This is a genomic window from Kribbella sp. NBC_01510 (assembly GCF_045040325.1).
Classification (GTDB): domain Bacteria; phylum Actinomycetota; class Actinomycetes; order Propionibacteriales; family Kribbellaceae; genus Kribbella.
Genome location: NZ_CP109418.1, coordinates 2,349,989 through 2,366,204, shown reverse-complemented (window position 1 = coordinate 2,366,204; position 16,216 = coordinate 2,349,989). Strand labels below are relative to the sequence as shown.

General features: G+C 69.3%; 17 protein-coding genes. 7 read left to right on the top strand and 10 right to left on the bottom strand.

All coding sequences use genetic code 11. From position 1 onward, the window contains the following. Positions 1 to 5 precede the first annotated feature (5 nt). Positions 6 to 1,043 (top strand): GNAT family N-acetyltransferase, encoded by a 1,038-nt coding sequence (locus OG558_RS11770; RefSeq protein WP_405070244.1) that lies wholly within the window; start codon positions 6 to 8, stop codon positions 1,041 to 1,043. Here OG558_RS11770 and OG558_RS11765 read toward each other — a convergent pair. After that, positions 1,040 to 1,471 (bottom strand): MarR family winged helix-turn-helix transcriptional regulator, encoded by a 432-nt coding sequence (locus OG558_RS11765; protein ID WP_405070243.1) that lies wholly within the window; start codon positions 1,469 to 1,471, stop codon positions 1,040 to 1,042. The genes OG558_RS11770 and OG558_RS11765 overlap by 4 nt on opposite strands. Before the next feature lie 28 nt (positions 1,472 to 1,499). On the opposite strand from OG558_RS11765, the gene OG558_RS11760 reads away from it, so the two are divergent. Beyond that, positions 1,500 to 1,895 (top strand): MarR family winged helix-turn-helix transcriptional regulator, encoded by a 396-nt coding sequence (locus OG558_RS11760; RefSeq protein ID WP_405070242.1) that lies wholly within the window; start codon positions 1,500 to 1,502, stop codon positions 1,893 to 1,895. Positions 1,896 to 3,089: 1,194 nt separating this feature from the next. Here OG558_RS11760 and OG558_RS11755 read toward each other — a convergent pair. Next, positions 3,090 to 3,263: a hypothetical protein gene (locus OG558_RS11755; RefSeq protein ID WP_328524955.1), complete on the bottom strand. Its 174-nt coding sequence runs from the start codon at positions 3,261 to 3,263 to the stop codon at positions 3,090 to 3,092. Between the two features lie 229 nt (positions 3,264 to 3,492). On the opposite strand from OG558_RS11755, the gene OG558_RS11750 reads away from it, so the two are divergent. The 4 genes from OG558_RS11750 to OG558_RS11735 are packed head-to-tail and all read left to right on the top strand — an operon-like array spanning position 3,493 to position 7,498. After that, positions 3,493 to 4,788 (top strand): XRE family transcriptional regulator, encoded by a 1,296-nt coding sequence (locus tag OG558_RS11750; RefSeq protein WP_405070241.1) that lies wholly within the window; start codon positions 3,493 to 3,495, stop codon positions 4,786 to 4,788. Positions 4,789 to 4,795: 7 nt separating this feature from the next. Next, positions 4,796 to 5,356 carry a GNAT family N-acetyltransferase gene (locus OG558_RS11745; protein ID WP_405070240.1) on the top strand — a complete coding sequence of 187 codons (561 nt, stop codon included), beginning with the start codon at positions 4,796 to 4,798 and terminating at the stop codon, positions 5,354 to 5,356. A 27-nt stretch (positions 5,357 to 5,383) separates the two neighbouring features. Next, entirely contained in the window at positions 5,384 to 6,268 is an 885-nt protein-coding gene (locus OG558_RS11740) for an oxygenase MpaB family protein (RefSeq protein ID WP_328524952.1), read from the top strand. A 27-nt stretch (positions 6,269 to 6,295) separates the two neighbouring features. Then, complete coding sequence (locus tag OG558_RS11735) at positions 6,296 to 7,498, top strand: ROK family protein (RefSeq protein WP_405070239.1); 1,203 nt, start codon at positions 6,296 to 6,298, stop codon at positions 7,496 to 7,498. A 60-nt stretch (positions 7,499 to 7,558) separates the two neighbouring features. Here OG558_RS11735 and OG558_RS11730 read toward each other — a convergent pair whose 3' ends face one another. From OG558_RS11730 to OG558_RS11705, 6 genes are all read right to left on the bottom strand, one after another. Then, positions 7,559 to 8,155 carry a ParA family protein gene (locus OG558_RS11730; protein ID WP_329483232.1) on the bottom strand — a complete coding sequence of 199 codons (597 nt, stop codon included), beginning with the start codon at positions 8,153 to 8,155 and terminating at the stop codon, positions 7,559 to 7,561. Between the two features lie 112 nt (positions 8,156 to 8,267). Next, positions 8,268 to 9,224, bottom strand: coding sequence for an ABC transporter substrate-binding protein (locus OG558_RS11725; protein ID WP_405070238.1), 957 nt, complete (start codon positions 9,222 to 9,224; stop codon positions 8,268 to 8,270). Continuing rightward, positions 9,221 to 11,173 carry an ABC transporter permease subunit gene (locus tag OG558_RS11720; RefSeq protein ID WP_405070237.1) on the bottom strand — a complete coding sequence of 651 codons (1,953 nt, stop codon included), beginning with the start codon at positions 11,171 to 11,173 and terminating at the stop codon, positions 9,221 to 9,223. The genes OG558_RS11725 and OG558_RS11720 overlap by 4 nt, the downstream gene beginning before the upstream one ends. Then, positions 11,173 to 12,228, bottom strand: coding sequence for a glycine betaine/L-proline ABC transporter ATP-binding protein (locus tag OG558_RS11715; protein ID WP_329483228.1), 1,056 nt, complete (start codon positions 12,226 to 12,228; stop codon positions 11,173 to 11,175). Before OG558_RS11715 ends, OG558_RS11720 begins: the two co-directional genes overlap by 1 nt. A gap of 119 nt (positions 12,229 to 12,347) precedes the next feature. Further along, positions 12,348 to 12,806, bottom strand: a complete 459-nt coding sequence (locus OG558_RS11710) for a group II truncated hemoglobin (RefSeq protein WP_405070236.1) — start codon at positions 12,804 to 12,806, stop codon at positions 12,348 to 12,350. Between the two features lie 12 nt (positions 12,807 to 12,818). After that, positions 12,819 to 13,718, bottom strand: a complete 900-nt coding sequence (locus tag OG558_RS11705; protein WP_405070235.1) for an aminoglycoside phosphotransferase family protein — start codon at positions 13,716 to 13,718, stop codon at positions 12,819 to 12,821. 38 nt (positions 13,719 to 13,756) lie between these two features. Here OG558_RS11705 and OG558_RS11700 point away from each other — a divergent pair, with 38 nt between their 5' ends. Further along, positions 13,757 to 14,473: a hypothetical protein gene (locus OG558_RS11700; RefSeq protein WP_405070234.1), complete on the top strand. Its 717-nt coding sequence runs from the start codon at positions 13,757 to 13,759 to the stop codon at positions 14,471 to 14,473. Here OG558_RS11700 and OG558_RS11695 read toward each other — a convergent pair. Together OG558_RS11695 and OG558_RS11690 are read right to left on the bottom strand one after the other, a co-directional pair. Continuing rightward, on the bottom strand, positions 14,451 to 15,092 hold the full coding sequence (locus OG558_RS11695) for a class I SAM-dependent methyltransferase (protein ID WP_405070233.1): 642 nt from the start codon (positions 15,090 to 15,092) through the stop codon (positions 14,451 to 14,453). The genes OG558_RS11700 and OG558_RS11695 overlap by 23 nt on opposite strands. 182 nt (positions 15,093 to 15,274) lie before the next feature. Beyond that, the gene (locus OG558_RS11690; RefSeq protein ID WP_405070231.1) at positions 15,275 to 16,108 is read right to left on the bottom strand and encodes a siderophore-interacting protein; all 834 of its coding nucleotides are present in this window, start codon (positions 16,106 to 16,108) and stop codon (positions 15,275 to 15,277) included. Positions 16,109 to 16,216 lie beyond the last annotated feature (108 nt).

Genomic DNA, 16,216 nt, shown 5'->3' with positions numbered 1-16,216 from the left:
GGGGCATGCGTTCGGTTGACTGTGTGGGTGCTTTGATCCGGGACGAACAACATCGCGTTTATGTGCAGCGGCGTACGGCGGAGCGGCGGTTGTATCCGGAGATCTGGGACATCGTCGGCGGGCACCTGGAAGCAGGGGAGACGCCGGAGGAGGCGCTGGCGCGTGAGGTCGAGGAGGAGACCGGGTGGAAGGTCCGCGACATCGTGTGGGCCGTCGCCGACTGGGAGTGGGAGTACCGGGGACGCGTACGGCGTGAGCTCGACTACCTGATCACCGTCGACGGAGACCTCACTCGTCCGCGGCTGGAAGCCGGCAAGCACGACGCGTCGGCCTGGGTCGGGCCGGACGAACTGGACCTGCTGATGGTCAATCGGACTGACGGCGACCGGCGATTACGCGATCTGGTGGCACACACGGTGCGGACCAGGTTCACCGACCGCCTCCGCCTCGAACCGATCACCGGGCCCAACGGGGTCCTGCCCGGACATGTGGAGGACCTCGTCAGCCTGTACGCGGACCCGGTGATGGCGCACTGGTACGACGAGTCCTGGTCGCCCGAGGAGGCGGCACGGCGAACTGCCGGGTTCCGGGACGCTTGGGAGCGAGACGGCGTGAGCAAGTGGATCGCCTACGAGCGCGTCGGTGGCGCGCTGGCCGGCCGCGGCGGGCTGTCCCGGATACCGGCCGATGCGCCGGCGGCCGCGGCTATCGCCGAGTTGGTCAGCGCGGAGTGGGCGGTCGATCGGCTGGAGTTGGGGTGGGCACTGGTCGCGTCGGCGCGGGGGCGCGGTCTGGCCACCGAGATCGGGCGTGCAGGGCTGGAGTTCGCGTTCGGGACATTGGGCGCTCAGGCGGTGATCGCGTTCACCGAGCAACACAACCGTCCGTCTCGGGCGGTGATGGAGCGGCTCGGCATGACCTACGCAGGCGAGATCACCGCGGAGGGCTGGGTCGAAGGCTCACCTGTGGTCCGGCCCGACGCTCCCTTCGCCGTCTACGTCACCGACGCGGCCCAGGTCACCGGACCGGAGGCGGACATCTAACGGTCCAAGCCGGCCACGAAGCGGGTCAGGAGGTCCGCGAAGGTCTCGCGCTCGGTGGCGGTCCAGTCGTCCATCGCCGCGGCGAACCGCTCTCGGCGGTAGGCGTGCACCACGTCGAGCTGCTCCCTGCCCGCGGCGGTCAGCACGAGGTTCGTCCGGCGCCCGTCCCGCTGGTCGGCCTCACGTCGTACCAGGCCTGCCGACACAGCCGCCGCCACCAACTTGCTCGCCCGCGGCTGGTCCACCGCGAGGGCAGCCGCCACTCCGTTCACCCCGAGGGCGTCGGGCGCCGCCGCCTCGATCGCGTCGAGGACCTCCTGGACCGGGTCGGGCCCGCCGGACTCGACCGCGAAGGTACGGCGGGTCTGCCGCCGGCGGACCGCGATCATCGCCGACTCGACCGCGGTCACAGGATCGGGCTTGGCCACAGCCTCTCCACGATATATGTTGATTGACATGTATATGTCAGATGACAACAAGCCTATCGGATGGTGGCTGAAAGAGGTGGATCGGCTGCTCGAGGCGTCGTTCGAGCAGGTCCTCGCAACAGACGGGTTGACCCGCCGGCAATGGCAGGCACTGAACGCGGCCGCCGGCCCGGAGTCGGTTGCGACCGCACTGGCCCCGTTCCTGACCGGCGACCCGGCGGAGCTCGCGACGGTCACTGACCCGCTGGCCGAGCGCGGCTGGCTGAGCGGTGACGAACTCACGCCCGCGGGCCGGGTCGCGCTGGCGGCGCTGACGACGAAGGTCCAGGAGCAGCGCAGGCGAGTGACGACCGGAGTCAGCGACGACGACTACGCCGCGACCGTCGACGTACTGCGGAAGATGGCCGCAAACCTCACCCGTTGACCCAGCGACCCCGAGGACACAACTGGCGCCCGTGAACAGGACCTGGTGCCTCCGCACAGGAGGCTATTTCGGCTCTTGTGCTGGGTGTGTGGGTGATAGGGGCCGCTGCGGTGCGGTCGGTGGGTTCGGGGTCTGTGGTGCGGTCGGTGGGTTCGGGGTCTGTGGTGCGGTCGGTGGGTTCGGGGTCTGTGGTGCGGTCGGTGGGTTCGGGGTCTGTGGTGCGGTCGGTGGGTTCGGGGTCTGTGGTGCGGTCGGTGGGGTCCGGGGGCTGCGGGGTCACCCGTTGGGGAGTGCGGACATGGGGTGTGGTGTCCGCGGCCTCGATCAGGTGTCCGCGGTCCGAGAGGGTTGCTTGATCGAGTCCCCGGGAAAGACCCGGTGTACCGACGAACGGGTAGTGGTCGGCCACGCCCCACCCGACCGGCCGGCATTCAGGCTGACCACCGCACCCAGGTGCCCGCGCCGGCTGACCACTACCCGTCCGTCGGTACACCGGTCCCCTCCCCCTCCTCCGCCACCGTCCCCGAGCCCTCGGGACCCGATCGGTAGGTCACCCTTGGGCGGGGGGCGCGAGGTCGACTTTGTGCACCGGATGGTCGTTGTGCGTGCCGTTCCGTGGTTGAACCGTGCCCAAGGTGGCGAGCCGCGCCCGGGTACACCCGCGGAAACGACAGGGGAGCCGAAATAGCCTGTTCAAGCCCCCACTCGCCCTCCACACCCCCGCCGCCTGTCGCAACTCTCCAAACATCCCCGCCCCATCACCGCTGCCCACGGCACCCCGCCTCGGCAGCCCTCCGGCGTCCCCGGCCCCGGCCCGGGTGGACGAAAGAAGGGCTCCGCTGTGTGACCGCCCAGGCGCGACGGTCACACAGCAGAGCCGGCCACCTCAGGGGGAGGCTCCCGGTGAGGTGTCGGGAGCCTCCGGTGTCCTACCGCCCAGGACACTCGCCCCGCCTGGCCCGAGGTGTCGGCCAGGAGGTGGTTGGAACGGCTGGGCGGCGGCGATACAGGGTCAGCCGCCAGGCCCAGCCGGGTCGGTGGGCGGTGCGGTCCGGAGCTGAGGAGTGCTCCGGACCGCACCTGGGTTTCGTCCGGGACTGAGGAGTGCCACGGACCTTCCAGTGCTACCCCTGGACGTGAGGAGACTCCAGGGCGCAGCGGCCGGGTCTGAGGAGGACCCGGAGGTTCAGGTTTTCAGTCGGTGCTGTCGAGCGGGCCGAGCAGGTCGTTGGTGACGCGGAGACCGGCGAAACGGCGCCGCATCGCCTGTTCGTAGCGGGCTGCCAGTGGCGCGTCCGCGACGTACTGCGCGATCACATGCTCGCCGAACCAGACCCGAACTCTGCGTCGGTGCTGCCTCGACGTCATCTCCGCGATGCTCACTACCTCTCACCCCGTAACTCTGAGCCCTTGCAACCAGTTGGACTTACTGGTTGTCATGGCAGTAATGGTGCACGAGCCCACCGTGACCGCTCTAGGACCTGGACCGGACCTTTGCCGGACCTCTTCCGGTCCTCTGGCGGACATCTGGGGGACCGCACCTTGTCGTGGGGCATGAGTCGAGACAACGTCTGATCTGACGTGAACAGGAGGAACGATGGCGGGTAGGTATACGCCAAAGACGGTCCTGGCGCACCTGATCCAGCGCCGGAACCAGACCTACTCCGAGATCGTCGCCGAGTTCGTCGAGCTGGGTGGAACCATCACCGAGCGGCACCTGCGGCGCCTCGCATCGGGCGAGCGTGCAGGCACCACTCCTCAGACCCGGCGCACCCTGCAACGCATGTTCGGCAAACCGGTCGAGGAGCTCCTCGCGCCGTACGTCGCCGAGCAGGCCGCCCAGGTGGTGCCGTCACCTGCCGCGAGTGGACGGATCACGACAGGTAATGAGATGGAGGTTCTCGACATGGCTGCCAGCCGAGCGAGGGCGTTTGCCCTCGCGGCCCAGTCCGGTCTCGGAAGCGAGGCCATGGAACAGGTGTACGACGATGTGCGCCACGTCGCGAAGGCCTACCCGCAGCGCCCGCTGCCGGAGATCCTCGGCCAGCTGGTCGAGACCCAGGACCTGGTCTTCGCCCTGCTGGAGAGCCGGCAACGCCCGGAGCACCTGCGGCAGCTCTACTTCCTCGGCGGCGTGACCGGCGGTCTGCTGGCCAAGGCGTCCCACGACCTCGGTAACCCGCATGCTGCCCTGACGCAGGCGAGGACCGCGTTCCTGTGCGCCGACAACGCCGACCACCACGGCCTGCGCGCCTGGGTGCGCGGCCTGCAGTCCCTGGTCTCCTACTGGGCCGGCAACCCGCACGACTCGGTCCGGTACGCGCAGCTCGGCGCCGGGTACGCCGAGCAGGCCAACAGCACCACCAGCGTCTGGCTGCCGGTCAGCGAGGCCCGTGCCTGGGCGGCGCTGGGCAACCCGGAGGCCACCCGGGCCGCGCTCGAGCGGGCCGAAGAGGCCTGGAGCTCGGTGCGCAAGGACGACCTGGACGAGATGGGCGGCCTGTGCACCTTCGGCCGTCACCGCCAGCTGTACTACGCCGCCGACGCGCTCGCCTGGCTGCCCGGTGAGGTCGACCAGGCCGAGCGGTACTCCAGCCAGGCCGTCGACGCCTATACCGACCAGAACCACCCGGAGTGGGCCTTCGGCGACGCCGCCGGCAGCCAGGCCGCGATGGCGATCAGCCGGATCGCCAGCGGCGAGCTGGACGGCGCGGCCGACGCGATCGCCCCGGTGCTGGGCCTGCCGACCGAGCGCCGGATCAACGGCGTGGTGCACTCGGCCCGCCGGGTCCACCAGGCGCTCCGGCAGTCCGGACGCGCGGACGACGCCCGGGAGTTGCAGGAGGAGATCGAGATGTTCACCCGGACGCCGATGCAGACCTTCTCCCGGTAGCGTGCGGATGGAGCCCCTCACCGGCGACCTGACCAGACTCCGTGACTTTCGGCCCTCCGACCTCGACGACTACCTGGCGATCGCCGGCGACGACCGGGTGACCGCCTGGATGGCGTTCGACAGCTACGACCGCGAGAAGGCGGCGGAGATGCTGGCCGGCATCATCGAGCGCTCGGCGCGGGAGGACCGCCCGGAGCACATGCTCGCCGTCACGCGCCAGGACGGCGACCAAGTGATCGGCTTCGCACGGATCGCTCCGAGTGGGCCCCGGGCGGCCAAGCTGGGCTATGCGATCCACGCCGACCACTGGGGGCACGGCTACGCGACCGACGCCTCCCGCGTGATGCTCGACTTCGCCTTCGGCCCGCTCGGCAGGCACCGGGTCACCGCGGCGATCGGCCCGGAGAACGAGGCCTCGATCGCCGTCGTCAAGCGCATCGGCTTCACCTACGAAGGCCACCTGCGCGACCACGTCTTCACCAACGGCAACTGGCGCGACTCCCTCCTCTACTCGCTGCTGGAGGACGAGTACGCCGAGCGTTCGTCCGGCGGCCGCCTGGAACCTTGACGGGATCGGTCGAGGCACACTGGTCGTATGACCGCCACCCTCGCTGGACCGCTGGACCCGCTGCGAGACGGACTCGCGCGGATGATCATGACGAAGGTGGCGGGTCCGGACCCGCGCGCTGAACGCAACCGGGTGCACAACACCCCCGGTCCACGCTGGTTCGCACCGGACCGCCCGATCCGCCGGGTGCATGGCGACGCGTCGATGTTCGCCGGCGGCCTGCGCGCTCTGCTGCTGCAGTCGCTGCATCCGCTGGCAATGGCGGCTGTCTCGGCGCACTCCGGCTATCGCGGCGACCCGTGGGGGCGGTTGCGCCGGACCAGCTACTTCCTGGCGATCACGACGTACGGCGCGATCCCGGACGCGGAGGAGGCGATCGCCCGCGTCCAGGGGGTGCACGAGCGCGTCCGCGGGACCAGTCCGGACGGGGTCAAGTACCGAGCTTCGGACCCGCATCTGCTCAAGTGGGTCCACCTGGCCGAGCTGGACAGCTTCCTCGCCGCCCACCAGACGTACGGCGTTCAGCCGCTCGACGCCACGGAGCAGGACCTGTACGTCGAGGACGCCGCACTCGTGGCCCGCAAGCTCGGTGTGGTCGACCCTCCGACCACCATGGTCGAGCTACGTCAGATGCTGGCCGAGTATCGGCCGGAGCTCCGCGGCACGACCGAGGCACGCCAGGCTGCGCGCTTCATGCTCGTCCACCCGCCGGTGCCGTGGGCCGCTCGTCCGGCGTACGGCGTACTCACGGCCGCCGCGGTCGGACTGCTGCCGTGGTGGACCCGCTGGCCGCTGCGGCTCCCGTACCTGCCGCTGGCCGAGCGGACCGTCGTTCGCGCGGCCGGCGAAGGCCTCACCCGCACCATCCGGTGGGCCCTGACCTCACCCATCCTGGGAAATATCGAGGTTTAGCGGCGGACTCGCCGGTAGGTTGTTCTCGTGCCGCTGCGTCCTCATCGTCCGCTCCCCCTGGCCACGCCGGCGGGAGTCGCGGTGCTGACCAGGATTCTGACCCAGGGCCCGATCCCGCGGGTGGAGATCGCGCGCCGGACCGGGCTGTCCCAGGCGGCTGTCACGAAGGCGGTCGCGCCGCTGATCGAGACCGGGTTCGTCACCGAGCAGGGGGCGGCGCCGGCCGAGGTGGACAGCCAACTCGGCATCGGACGGCCGGTCAGCCCGCTGACCGTCGTACCGAGCAGCGTCTCCGTGATCGGGGTGAAGGTGACCCCGACCAGCCTGATCGGGGTGACCACGGACTTCACCGCCGGGATCCTGAGCGTCCGGCACGAGAAGCTCGACGACACAGCGCCGGAGCGGGTGATCGAGCGGCTTGCCGAGCTGGTGAAGGCGTTGATCGGTTCGCTGAAGTCGGGCGAGGTGTCGGCCGGGCCGCTGATCGGGATCGGCGTCGCGGTGTCCGGTGATGTGGATGCCCGGCACGGCGTGGTGCGCGACTCGCCGCTGATGGGCTGGCGCGGCGTGCCGGTCGCGGAGTTGCTCGGCAAGCGGATCAAGGTGCCGATCGTGGTCACGAACGACGTCCGCGCGCTGACCGTGGCCGAGCACTGGTTCGGCGTCGGGGTGAACGCGGACTCGTTCGCGGTCGTGACGATCGGCTCCGGCATCGGCTGCGGCCTCTACATCAACGGCGAAGTGGTGTCCGGCGCGTACGGCGTCTCCGGCGAGCTCGGCCATCTCCCCCTCGCGCCGGGCAACCTGGTGTGCACGTGCGGCCGGCGTGGTTGCGTGGAGACCGTTGCCTCGTCGGACGCGATCCTGGCGCGGACCCGTGAGACGACCGGGCGTGCGGACCTGGATCTGGCCGGTGCGATCAAGCTGGCCCACGAGGGTGACGAGCATGCGCGGGAGGCGTTCGACCGGGCCGGTGAGGTGATCGGTGCGGCCCTGGCCGCGATGGTGAACCTGGTCGGCCCGGAGCTCGTGGTGATCGCGGGCGAAGGCGTGGCGGAGTACGACCTGTACGAGGAGCGGATGCGGCAGACGTTCGCGGACCATGCCTTCGGCGCCGCGGGAGACTGCCGGCTGATGCTGCGCTCGCACACCTTCGACAACTGGGCGCGCGGCGCCGCCGCCACCGTCATCCGCTCGTACGTCCGCGGCGAACCACCCCTGCAACGCTGACGCGAAAGTTGGGCGGGCCGGGTCTGCGAGCGAGTTCGCCGACCCGGCCACCTCGGGCGATCAGGTCCGGGCCGCGGCCAGGATCTTGCGCCAGACCTTCTTGTAGGACTCCAGTCCGTCCGCGGCCAGCGGGCCGGCCGGGCCGGCCGTGATGGAGACCCGCTCGGGGATCGTGCCCCAGACCGGGACGCCCTCCGCGGCGTACTGCTGCATGGCTTCCTGGTAACTGCGGGTGTAGGTCCGGGCCGAGCAGATCACCAGGCCGACCGGGATGTTGTCCGGCACCAGGTCGAGCACGGCCTTCACCCGCGGCGTCTCCACCCCGCCCACCCGGGTCGGGATGATCACGATCCGGGCCCGTTCGAGCGCCTTGTTCAGCAGCCGCTCATGGGACGGGGGCATGTCGACGATGCCGATGCCCTCCGGCGGCACCTTGTCCAGTGCCTTGCTCAGGAGGCGCTCGGTCGGCGCCTCGGCGATCTCGATCCTGGCCAGGTGCTGGTCGTCGGAGGCTTCGACCCAGTCGGCTGCGCTGCCTTGTGGATCCGCGTCGACCAGAGTGGCTGTGCGGCGGTTGGAAGATGCCAACGAGGCCAAGTACACCGACGTGGTTGTCTTACCGACCCCGCCCTTCAGTGCAGCTGTCACGATGATCATGAGACCGAACTTACCCGGTTTTGTCCGACATCCGGCGTGTCGTCGGCGTTGCTCGCCCACATCGTGATAGTTGCCCCCGGCCCGTGAGAACAAGCTCAAGGGCGCTTCAGAGCTACTTCCCGAGCCAGGCGTCGACCTTCGACTGGTTGTCCTTGATCCACTTCTCCGCGGCCGCGTCCGGGGTCATCTTGTCGACCGCGATCATCCGGGCTACCGCGTTCTGGTCCTCGTTGGTCCACTGGAAGTTCTTGACCAGGTTGTATGCCGGGCTGCCGGAGTCGGCGAACTTCTTCGAGACGATCTTGTCCAGGTCGTACGGCGGGTAGTCGCAGGCGACCTTGGCCGGGTCGGTGTCGCAGCCGGTCTTGTACGCGGGCAGGTCGACCTTGACCAGCTTGACCTCGTTGAAGAACCACTGCGGCTCGTAGAAGTACGCGAGCAGCGGCTTCTTGTTCTTCTCCGCGTCCCGGAACGCCTGGATCAGCGCGGTCTCGCTGCCGCTCTGCACGACCTTGTAGTTCAGCGCCAGGTTCTTCACCAGCGCCTCGTCGTTCGTCACGTACGACGGGTCGCCGTCGAGCAACTGTCCCTTGCCGCCGGACTCCGACGTCTTGAACAACGCGGCGTACTTGTTCAGGTTGTTCCAGTCGGTGATGTCCGGGTACTGCTGCGCCATCCACGGCGGCACGTACCACCCGATCACGCCTTTGACGCCGGTGGAGCCGGCCTCGACCGCGACCTTCTGGTCGGTGATGTACTTCTTCTTCAGGTCCTCGTGACCCCAGTTCTCCAGGTTCACGTCGACCTCGCCGGTGCTGAAGCCCTGCCAGGCGATCTCTTCCTTCAGGTCCTTCTTCACCACCTTGCAGCCGAGATCCTGGGTCGCCACGTACGCGACCACGGCCGCGTTCGCCTCGTACCCGACCCACGGGCTGACAGTCAGGTTGAAGGTGCCGCAGTCCTTGCCCGCGGCGACAGCCGGCTTGTCTTCGCCGACCTTCGCACCACCGCACCCGGACAGGGCCAGCGCCACCGCCGTCAGGACACCGGCGTACCGGAGCTTCTTCACCGCTTGTCTCCTCTTCGTTGGAATCTCTGCGTACGGCGGGCCGCCGCTTGCGTCACCCGGTCGAGCAACACGCCCAGCAGGACGATCGCCAGCCCGGCCGCCAGGCCCTTGCCGTACAACTCGCTCTGCGCGAAGCCCGCGGCCACGTCGTACCCGAGCGCGCCGGCCCCGACCAGACCGCCGACGACGACCATCGCGAGCACGTAGATCAGGCCCTGGTTGACCGCCAGTGTGATCGCGGGCCGGGCCACCGGCAGCTGCACCTTGCTGATCACCTGCCAGCTGCTCGAGCCGACCGAGTTGGCCGCCTCGACGGTCGCGACCGGCACCGCCCTGATGCCATCGGCAACGATCTTGGTGGTGACGGGTACGGCGTACACGACGGCGGCCGCGATCGCCGTGAACCGGCTGGTGCCGAACAACGCGAGGAACGGCACCAGGTACACGAACGGCGGCATCGTCTGCCCGGCGTCCAGCACCGGCCGAATCCAGGTGTCGACCCGCCGGTTGCGCCCGGCCCATACTCCGAGCGCAACTCCGGCGGCGACGACCACGACGGTCGCGAGCAGGGTCGAGGCCAGCGTGATCATGCTGTCGTGCCAGAGACCGGTCGCGACCAGCAACCCCGAGCACACCGCGGCCGGGACCGCCCCACGCCAACCACCGAGTACGGCGGCCAGCGCGACGGCTACCGCGGTCACGAGCCACCAGGGCGACCCGGTCAGCAGAGCCTCGAGCGGGTTGAGCAAACCGTTGGTCACCGCGTCCCGGACGCCGTACGTGAACCCGCCGAAGACATCCTGCACCCAGTTCGTCACGTCGGTGGCGATCACCGCGATCCGCGAACCGATGTTCGCACCGGACGGGAAGTCCGCCGCCCACACGTAGGTCCGGGAGAACCAGATCGCGACCAGCACCGCGACAGCTCCCGCGCCGAGCAGGATCCTCCGGCGCACACTCGCCGTACGCCAGGGCCGGTCACCGGCCGCCGTGGTCACGCGGTCGAGCACGATCGCGAGCACCACGATCGCCAGGCCGGCGTTGAACGCGACGCCGACGTCCAGCGTCTGCAGCGCCTTCAGCACGGTCTGGCCGAGACCGGGCGCGTCGATCAGCGCGGCCACGGTCACCATCGACAGCGCGGCCATGATCGTCTGGTTGATGCCCACGACAACGGTCGACCGCGACATCGGCAGCAGCACCTTGGTCAGCGTCTGACCACGGGTGGAGCCGAGCGACCGGGCCGCCTCGACGCTCTCCGGCGGGACCGAACGGATCGCGTGCGCGGTCAGCCGGACGGCCGGCGGCGCGGCGTAGATCACCGTCGCGATCGTGGCCGCGGCCGGTCCGATCGCGAAGAACAACACCAGCGGCGCGAGGTACACGAACGTCGGCAGCGTCTGCATCAGATCGAGGACCAGCGTCGCGACCCGGAACGCGCGATTCGACAGACCGGCCCAGATCCCGAGCGGGATCGCCACCAGCAACGACAGCAGCACGGCCGCGATCGTCAGCGCGAGCGTGTCCATGCTCTCCTGCCACAACCCCTGCAACCCGACGAACACCAGCCCGGCCGCGGTCAGCAGCGCGACCTTCCAGGTGCCGAACGCCCAGGCCAGGTACGCCGCCAGCGCGACGACGCCGAGCCATCCGATCACCGGGACCGGCCGGTCGTACGACGGTTGGGAGATCAGGTTCTGCAGCAGGACGACCAGGTGGTCGACGCCCACCCGGATCCCGTCGAAGACGGCGTTGCCCTGGCCGACATCGTCGCGGTGGTCGGTCAGCCAGCGGTGGAACGCGGTCGTCTCCTGACCACCGAGCACGAGGTTGTCGATGCCGCGCAGAACGAAGTACGCCGCAACCCAGACGACGAGCAGGACGCCGACGACCACACTGCGGCGGGGCCGGCGTACCTCGACGTGGAGGTCGCTGGTGATGGCGGCCATCAGGAGTCCGCGACGACGGCGAGGATCTCCTCGTCGCTGATCACACCCAGCAGCGTGCCGTCCGCGACGACCTTGACCGGGCGGTCCGACTCGAGCACGAGCCGGGTGGCCTCGCGGACCAGGACGTCCGGGCCGAGCTCGGGACCGTCCAGCGGCTCCTCCGGGCGCGGTTCGCGGACGATCCAGCGCAGGGTGAGGACATCGGGACGGTGCACATCCCGCACGAACTCGCGGACGTAGTCGTCGGCCGGTGCCCCGACCAGTTCGTCGCCGGTGCCGAACTGGACCGCGGCACCGTCGCGCATCAGCAGGATCCGGTCGCCGAGCTTGAGCGCCTCGGACAGGTCGTGGGTGATGAACACCATCGTCTTGCCGACCTCGCGGTGCAGCCGGACGACCTCGGTCTGCATCTCGCGGCGGATCAGCGGGTCGAGCGCGGAGAACGGCTCATCGAACAGCAGGACGTCTGGATCGTTGGCGAGCGCACGGGCCAGGCCGACCCGCTGCTGCATGCCGCCGGAGAGCTGCTCGGGGTAGAGCTGCTCGTTGCCGGCCAGGCCGACCAGGTCGATGACCTCCTGGGCGCGCCGGCGCCGGTCTGGCTTGCTCTCGCCGCGGATCTCCAAGCCGTACGAGACGTTGTCGATCACCTTGCGGTGCGGCAGCAGCCCGAAGTGCTGGAACACCATCGAGAACTTGCTCCGCCGCAACGCCCGCAGCCGCTTCTCGTCGGCCGCGCGCAGGTCCTCGCCCTCGAAGAACAGACTGCCGGCGGTCGGCTCGATCAAACGGGTGAGACAACGCACCAGCGTCGACTTGCCGGAGCCACTCAGGCCCATCACCACGAATACTTCGCCGGGCGCGACGTCGAAGCTGAGGTCGCGGACGGCCGCCGTACAGCCGGTCTTGGCGTAGAGGGTGGCGCGGTCGAGGGACGCAAGGTCGGGCCGGTGCGGGACCCGCTGCGCCTTCGGGCCGAACACTTTCCAGAGGCCCTGGATGGACAGCAGCGCGTCGTCGTCCTGGATCCCGGGATACTCGAGCTGAGCGGTCACAGGTTCACCCTCGCATCCCCGCCACGCGGTTTCGTCGTGAACCGCGACTGTATCCAACCCCCAGTCCCGCGGCGTGTCCCCGGGTGTCTGTCAGGTCAACTATGACTGGTAGGGCCTAACTATGGCTGGTAGGGCGGGGCCTCGCCCCAGCCCCAGTGGGGGACCGGTGCCTTCGGGGGCGGGGTTGCGCCGGGCTGGGAGTTGGCGAGGGCGATCCGCGTGCCCCACTCGACGTAGGCGACGAAGGCCGAGCGGAACTCCGGGTCGTCCGGCAGCCCGGCCGGGTCCGCGCTCTGGGCGATCAGCGCGGCCCAGCGAGACCGCTGCTCCTCCGTCAGCGCCAGACCGATGTGGTGCGACAGCATCGCTGGGTAGCCGCCGAACTCGTCGGTGTAACGGCTGGGACCGCGGAACACCTCGCCCAACCAGATCGCCACGTGCTCGCGATGCTGGTCGCTCATGTGCGCGAACACCGGCGCGAGCACCGGGTCCTCGAGCACCTTGTCGTAGAAGACCTCGGTCAACCGCCGCAGCGCCTCATGCCCGCCGGCCCATTCGTACAGCGTCGGAGTACTCACGTAATCATGTAATCACACATAGAGGGCAGCCGAGATGGCCGCCAGCTCGGACTCCAGCCGGGTCGCGCCGTCCCCGACGAACCACAGCACGTTCTGCAGGATCCGGCCCGCCGTCCAGCCGAGCGCCCGGTCCCGATCGATCCCGGTGATCTCGAGCATCAGATCGAACCGGTCCCGGATCGCCCGCGGCACGTCGCCGGTCGCGACCAGGTCGTCCCACCGGTTCCACAGCACCGGGAAGACCTCGAAGGCCGGGTCTCCTGCCAGCGGTTTGGGATCGATGACCAGCCACGGCTTCCGCTTCGCTGCCATCACGTTGAGGTAGTGCAGGTCCCAGTGCAGCAGCCGGTCACCGGACTCCGGCAGAAGCTCGGTCACCTGAGCGACGAACCGCCGTACCAGCTGCTGCTCGGCCGGATCGGCCAGCCGGGGGATCAGACCGGGCGCGTCCTCGACCATCGCGCCGGCGATGTCGGCGAGCCGGCGGATCCCGGGCGGAGCCGGTACGGCGCTGAGCCGGGCGAGAAGCTCGGCCAGGATCCGCGTCGCCTCGACGTGATCGGGCAGGTCGTTCAACGTGCGCGGCTCGAGTCGCTCGAGCAGGAGAGTCGACGTCTCGGGGTCGTCCTCGAACACCTCGACGACATCGTCATGGTTCCACGTCCGCAGCGCGAGGGCCTCGCCGTCGCTTTCGCCGTTCACCGGCTGAAGCTTGAGCATCGCCTCGGCGCCGTCCCGCCGTACGACGGGCAGGATCAGCGAAGCCTCGCCACTCAGCGGCTCACCCGTGACCGTCAACTGCCACCGGTCGAGGTACTTCGCAGCATCCCCAGGCAACCCCGCCAGCCACTCGGCCGACTGCTCGCCGTGGTTGTCGATCAGCTTCGTGGGAATCTCGATCACTCTCGGCACAGTAGGTGGTTGGGCGGCGATGTGCTTGGGTTTTCCCTGTGAGCGAAGTGGAGCGCAGGCATCGGCGGGTGCAGCGCGTGGTCGCGGTCATTTATCTAGGGATCCCGTTGGTATTGCTCGGGTTCGTCGCATGGATCAGCTCGACCGGGCCGGCCGCGGCCTGGATCGGGTGCGTCCTACCGGCCGGGATGCTCGTGCTCGGCTGGATTCTGCGGCGGCGGCACCGCTATCAGCCGCGCTGGTGGATGGGCGTCGGCGGACTGTACGGCGGTATCGCCGGGCTGGTCGTGACACTGTTCCCGCTGGTGACAGGCGTCTGGTGGCCGGCGATCCTCGCGCTACCCGCGCTCATCGTTGGCGTGGTCGGCGGCCTGGCTCTGGCGCGGTACGCCGATCGCGTGTTGCTGGTGCCCGTCGTACCTGAGCTGGCGGATACGCCGTACGAGCTGGTCTTCCGGCTGCGTGGACTGCCGTTGGCCGCGGTGCTTGTCGGGGCGGATTCGGTGACGATTCAGTCGCACCCGGTCCCGCGGTCGGAGCAGCAGTTTCGGACCTATCCGCTGGCCGAGGTGACAGGGACCTTCGAGTTCTCGCTGTCGGGGGCCGAGCGGCTCAAGTTCCCGATCGCGGTGAACCATGCGGTTGCCACTCCTGGACCGGCCGTCATCCTGCAGGCGTCGGGCGAGGACTGGGTCCTGCCGACGAATCAGCCGGACACGTTGATCGACGTACTCACGCGCCGAAAGCCCCACTGACGCCGCGACCGTCGGTCCAGCGCATCGCGAGCGCGAACCCGAGGTCGGTGTACTGCGCCCCCGGGAAGACGCTGTCGTAGATCTCGCGGAACTGCGACCGCGACAGGTACCGGTCGCTCCGTAGGTGGTCGAGCCACGGCTTGCTGTGCCAGAACCGGAACTCGAACCACGCGCCCCGCAACCCCAGCCGCGCGATCTGCCGCGGGAATCCCAGCCAGGCGCCGAGCAGGTACATCCACCCCGGCGGAGTCGGGTAGCGATCGCAGACATTGTCCACCACCGCCACTGTCCCACCGGGCCGAACCAGAGCCTTGAGGTGCTGGAGGCCGGCCCGGTAGTCGGGCAGGTGATGCATCATCGTGTGGCTGCAAACGAGATCGAAGCCGTCGTCGTCCACCGCGAACACGTCGTCCACCCGGTACTCGACATTCGGCTTGGACCGCTTGGTCCGGGCGAGCTCGATCATCGGCTCACTCAGATCGACGCCAAGCACCTCGTCGTACTGCGCAGCCAGCCGCTCGGCCGCATGCCCGGAACCACAGCCCACATCCAGCGCCCGCTCCCCACGCAACCCGAGCCCAGCCACCCACTCCACGTGCTGCCGAGGCTGCAAACTCACGAACCGGTCGTACGCCGCCGCGAACCGATCAAACGAAGCAGGATCCTCAACCATGCCCGGTACGACGCGGCACACGCCGCGATGGTTGGAAGCACCGGCCCGCGACTGCCCGGTGTTGTCGCGGCTTTACGGCGCAACCCAACGGCGCGGCAAGGTCTTCTCCATCCGCGGTCTCTGATCGGTCAGGAGGCGGCCGCTTCGCGCTCCTTGCGGGAGGTCTCCGCCTTCTCGGCCTGCCAGCCGTCCTCGTTCTTGCCGAGGCGCCAGTAGCCGGAGAGGGAGACGCGGTCGCGGGGGAGGCCGCGGTCGGTGAAGAGGTTCTGGCGGATGCGGAAGACGAAGCCGGCTTCGCCGTGGACGAAGATGTGCGGGTCGCCGGCGGGGAAGTCGAGGGCCGCGACCGCGGCGACCAGACTGTCGCCGCGGGCGGTGTCGCTGCCTGCGCGATGGAAGAAGGTCACGTCGACCTCACCCGAGCCGCCGAGCTTCTGCTCCTCGGTCTCGTCCTCCACTTCGAGCAGGACGGTCGCCCGCGCACCCGGAGGCAACTGCTCGACCGCGGCGCCGATCGCCGGCAGGGCGCTCTCGTCACCCACCAGCAGGTGCCAGTCGGCGGCCTCGTTCGGCGAGTACGCACCACCCGGACCGTTGAACCACAGCACATCGCCGGGCTTCGCCGCCGCAGCCCATGGACCAGCCACGCCCTCGTCGCCGTGGTACACGAAGTCGATGGTCAGTTCCTTGCTGTCGTCGTTCCAACTCCGCACCGTGTAGGTCCGCATCGTCGGCCAGTGCTCGGCCGGGAACGTCTCGCGGACCACGCCCATGTCCAGCGGCTCCGGGTACTCGATGCCGGGCTTTCCGAACAGCAGTTTCACGTAGTGGTCGGTGGTGCCGTTGTCCACGAAGTCCTCGGAGGTCAGCACGACCCGGATCATGTGCGGGGTGACCCGCTCGGTCCGTTGGACGACGGCGCGCTTGCAGACGCGGTTACGGCGGGGTGCGGGGCTGGTCACGCGACCACGGTCCTCTCGGGCGGAAGTTAGGTTTACCTAACCGAGGTTAACCCACCAACGCCAACAACCGCCCGGCGAAGGTCGCCAGGACCGAGGCGGTGATCGGCG

Excerpts from the sequence above, each read along its gene's own strand:
- OG558_RS11770 (WP_405070244.1), top strand. The coding sequence starts at position 6 with ATGCGTTCGGTTGACTGTGTGGGTGCTTTGATCCGGGACGAACAACAT.
- OG558_RS11760 (WP_405070242.1), top strand. The coding sequence starts at position 1,500 with ATGTATATGTCAGATGACAACAAGCCTATCGGATGGTGGCTGAAAGAG.
- OG558_RS11755 (WP_328524955.1), bottom strand. The coding sequence starts at position 3,263 with ATGACGTCGAGGCAGCACCGACGCAGAGTTCGGGTCTGGTTCGGCGAG.
- OG558_RS11750 (WP_405070241.1), top strand. The coding sequence starts at position 3,493 with ATGGCGGGTAGGTATACGCCAAAGACGGTCCTGGCGCACCTGATCCAG.
- OG558_RS11745 (WP_405070240.1), top strand. The coding sequence starts at position 4,796 with ATGGAGCCCCTCACCGGCGACCTGACCAGACTCCGTGACTTTCGGCCC.
- OG558_RS11740 (WP_328524952.1), top strand. The coding sequence starts at position 5,384 with ATGACCGCCACCCTCGCTGGACCGCTGGACCCGCTGCGAGACGGACTC.
- OG558_RS11730 (WP_329483232.1), bottom strand. The coding sequence starts at position 8,155 with ATGATCATCGTGACAGCTGCACTGAAGGGCGGGGTCGGTAAGACAACC.
- OG558_RS11720 (WP_405070237.1), bottom strand. The coding sequence starts at position 11,173 with ATGGCCGCCATCACCAGCGACCTCCACGTCGAGGTACGCCGGCCCCGC.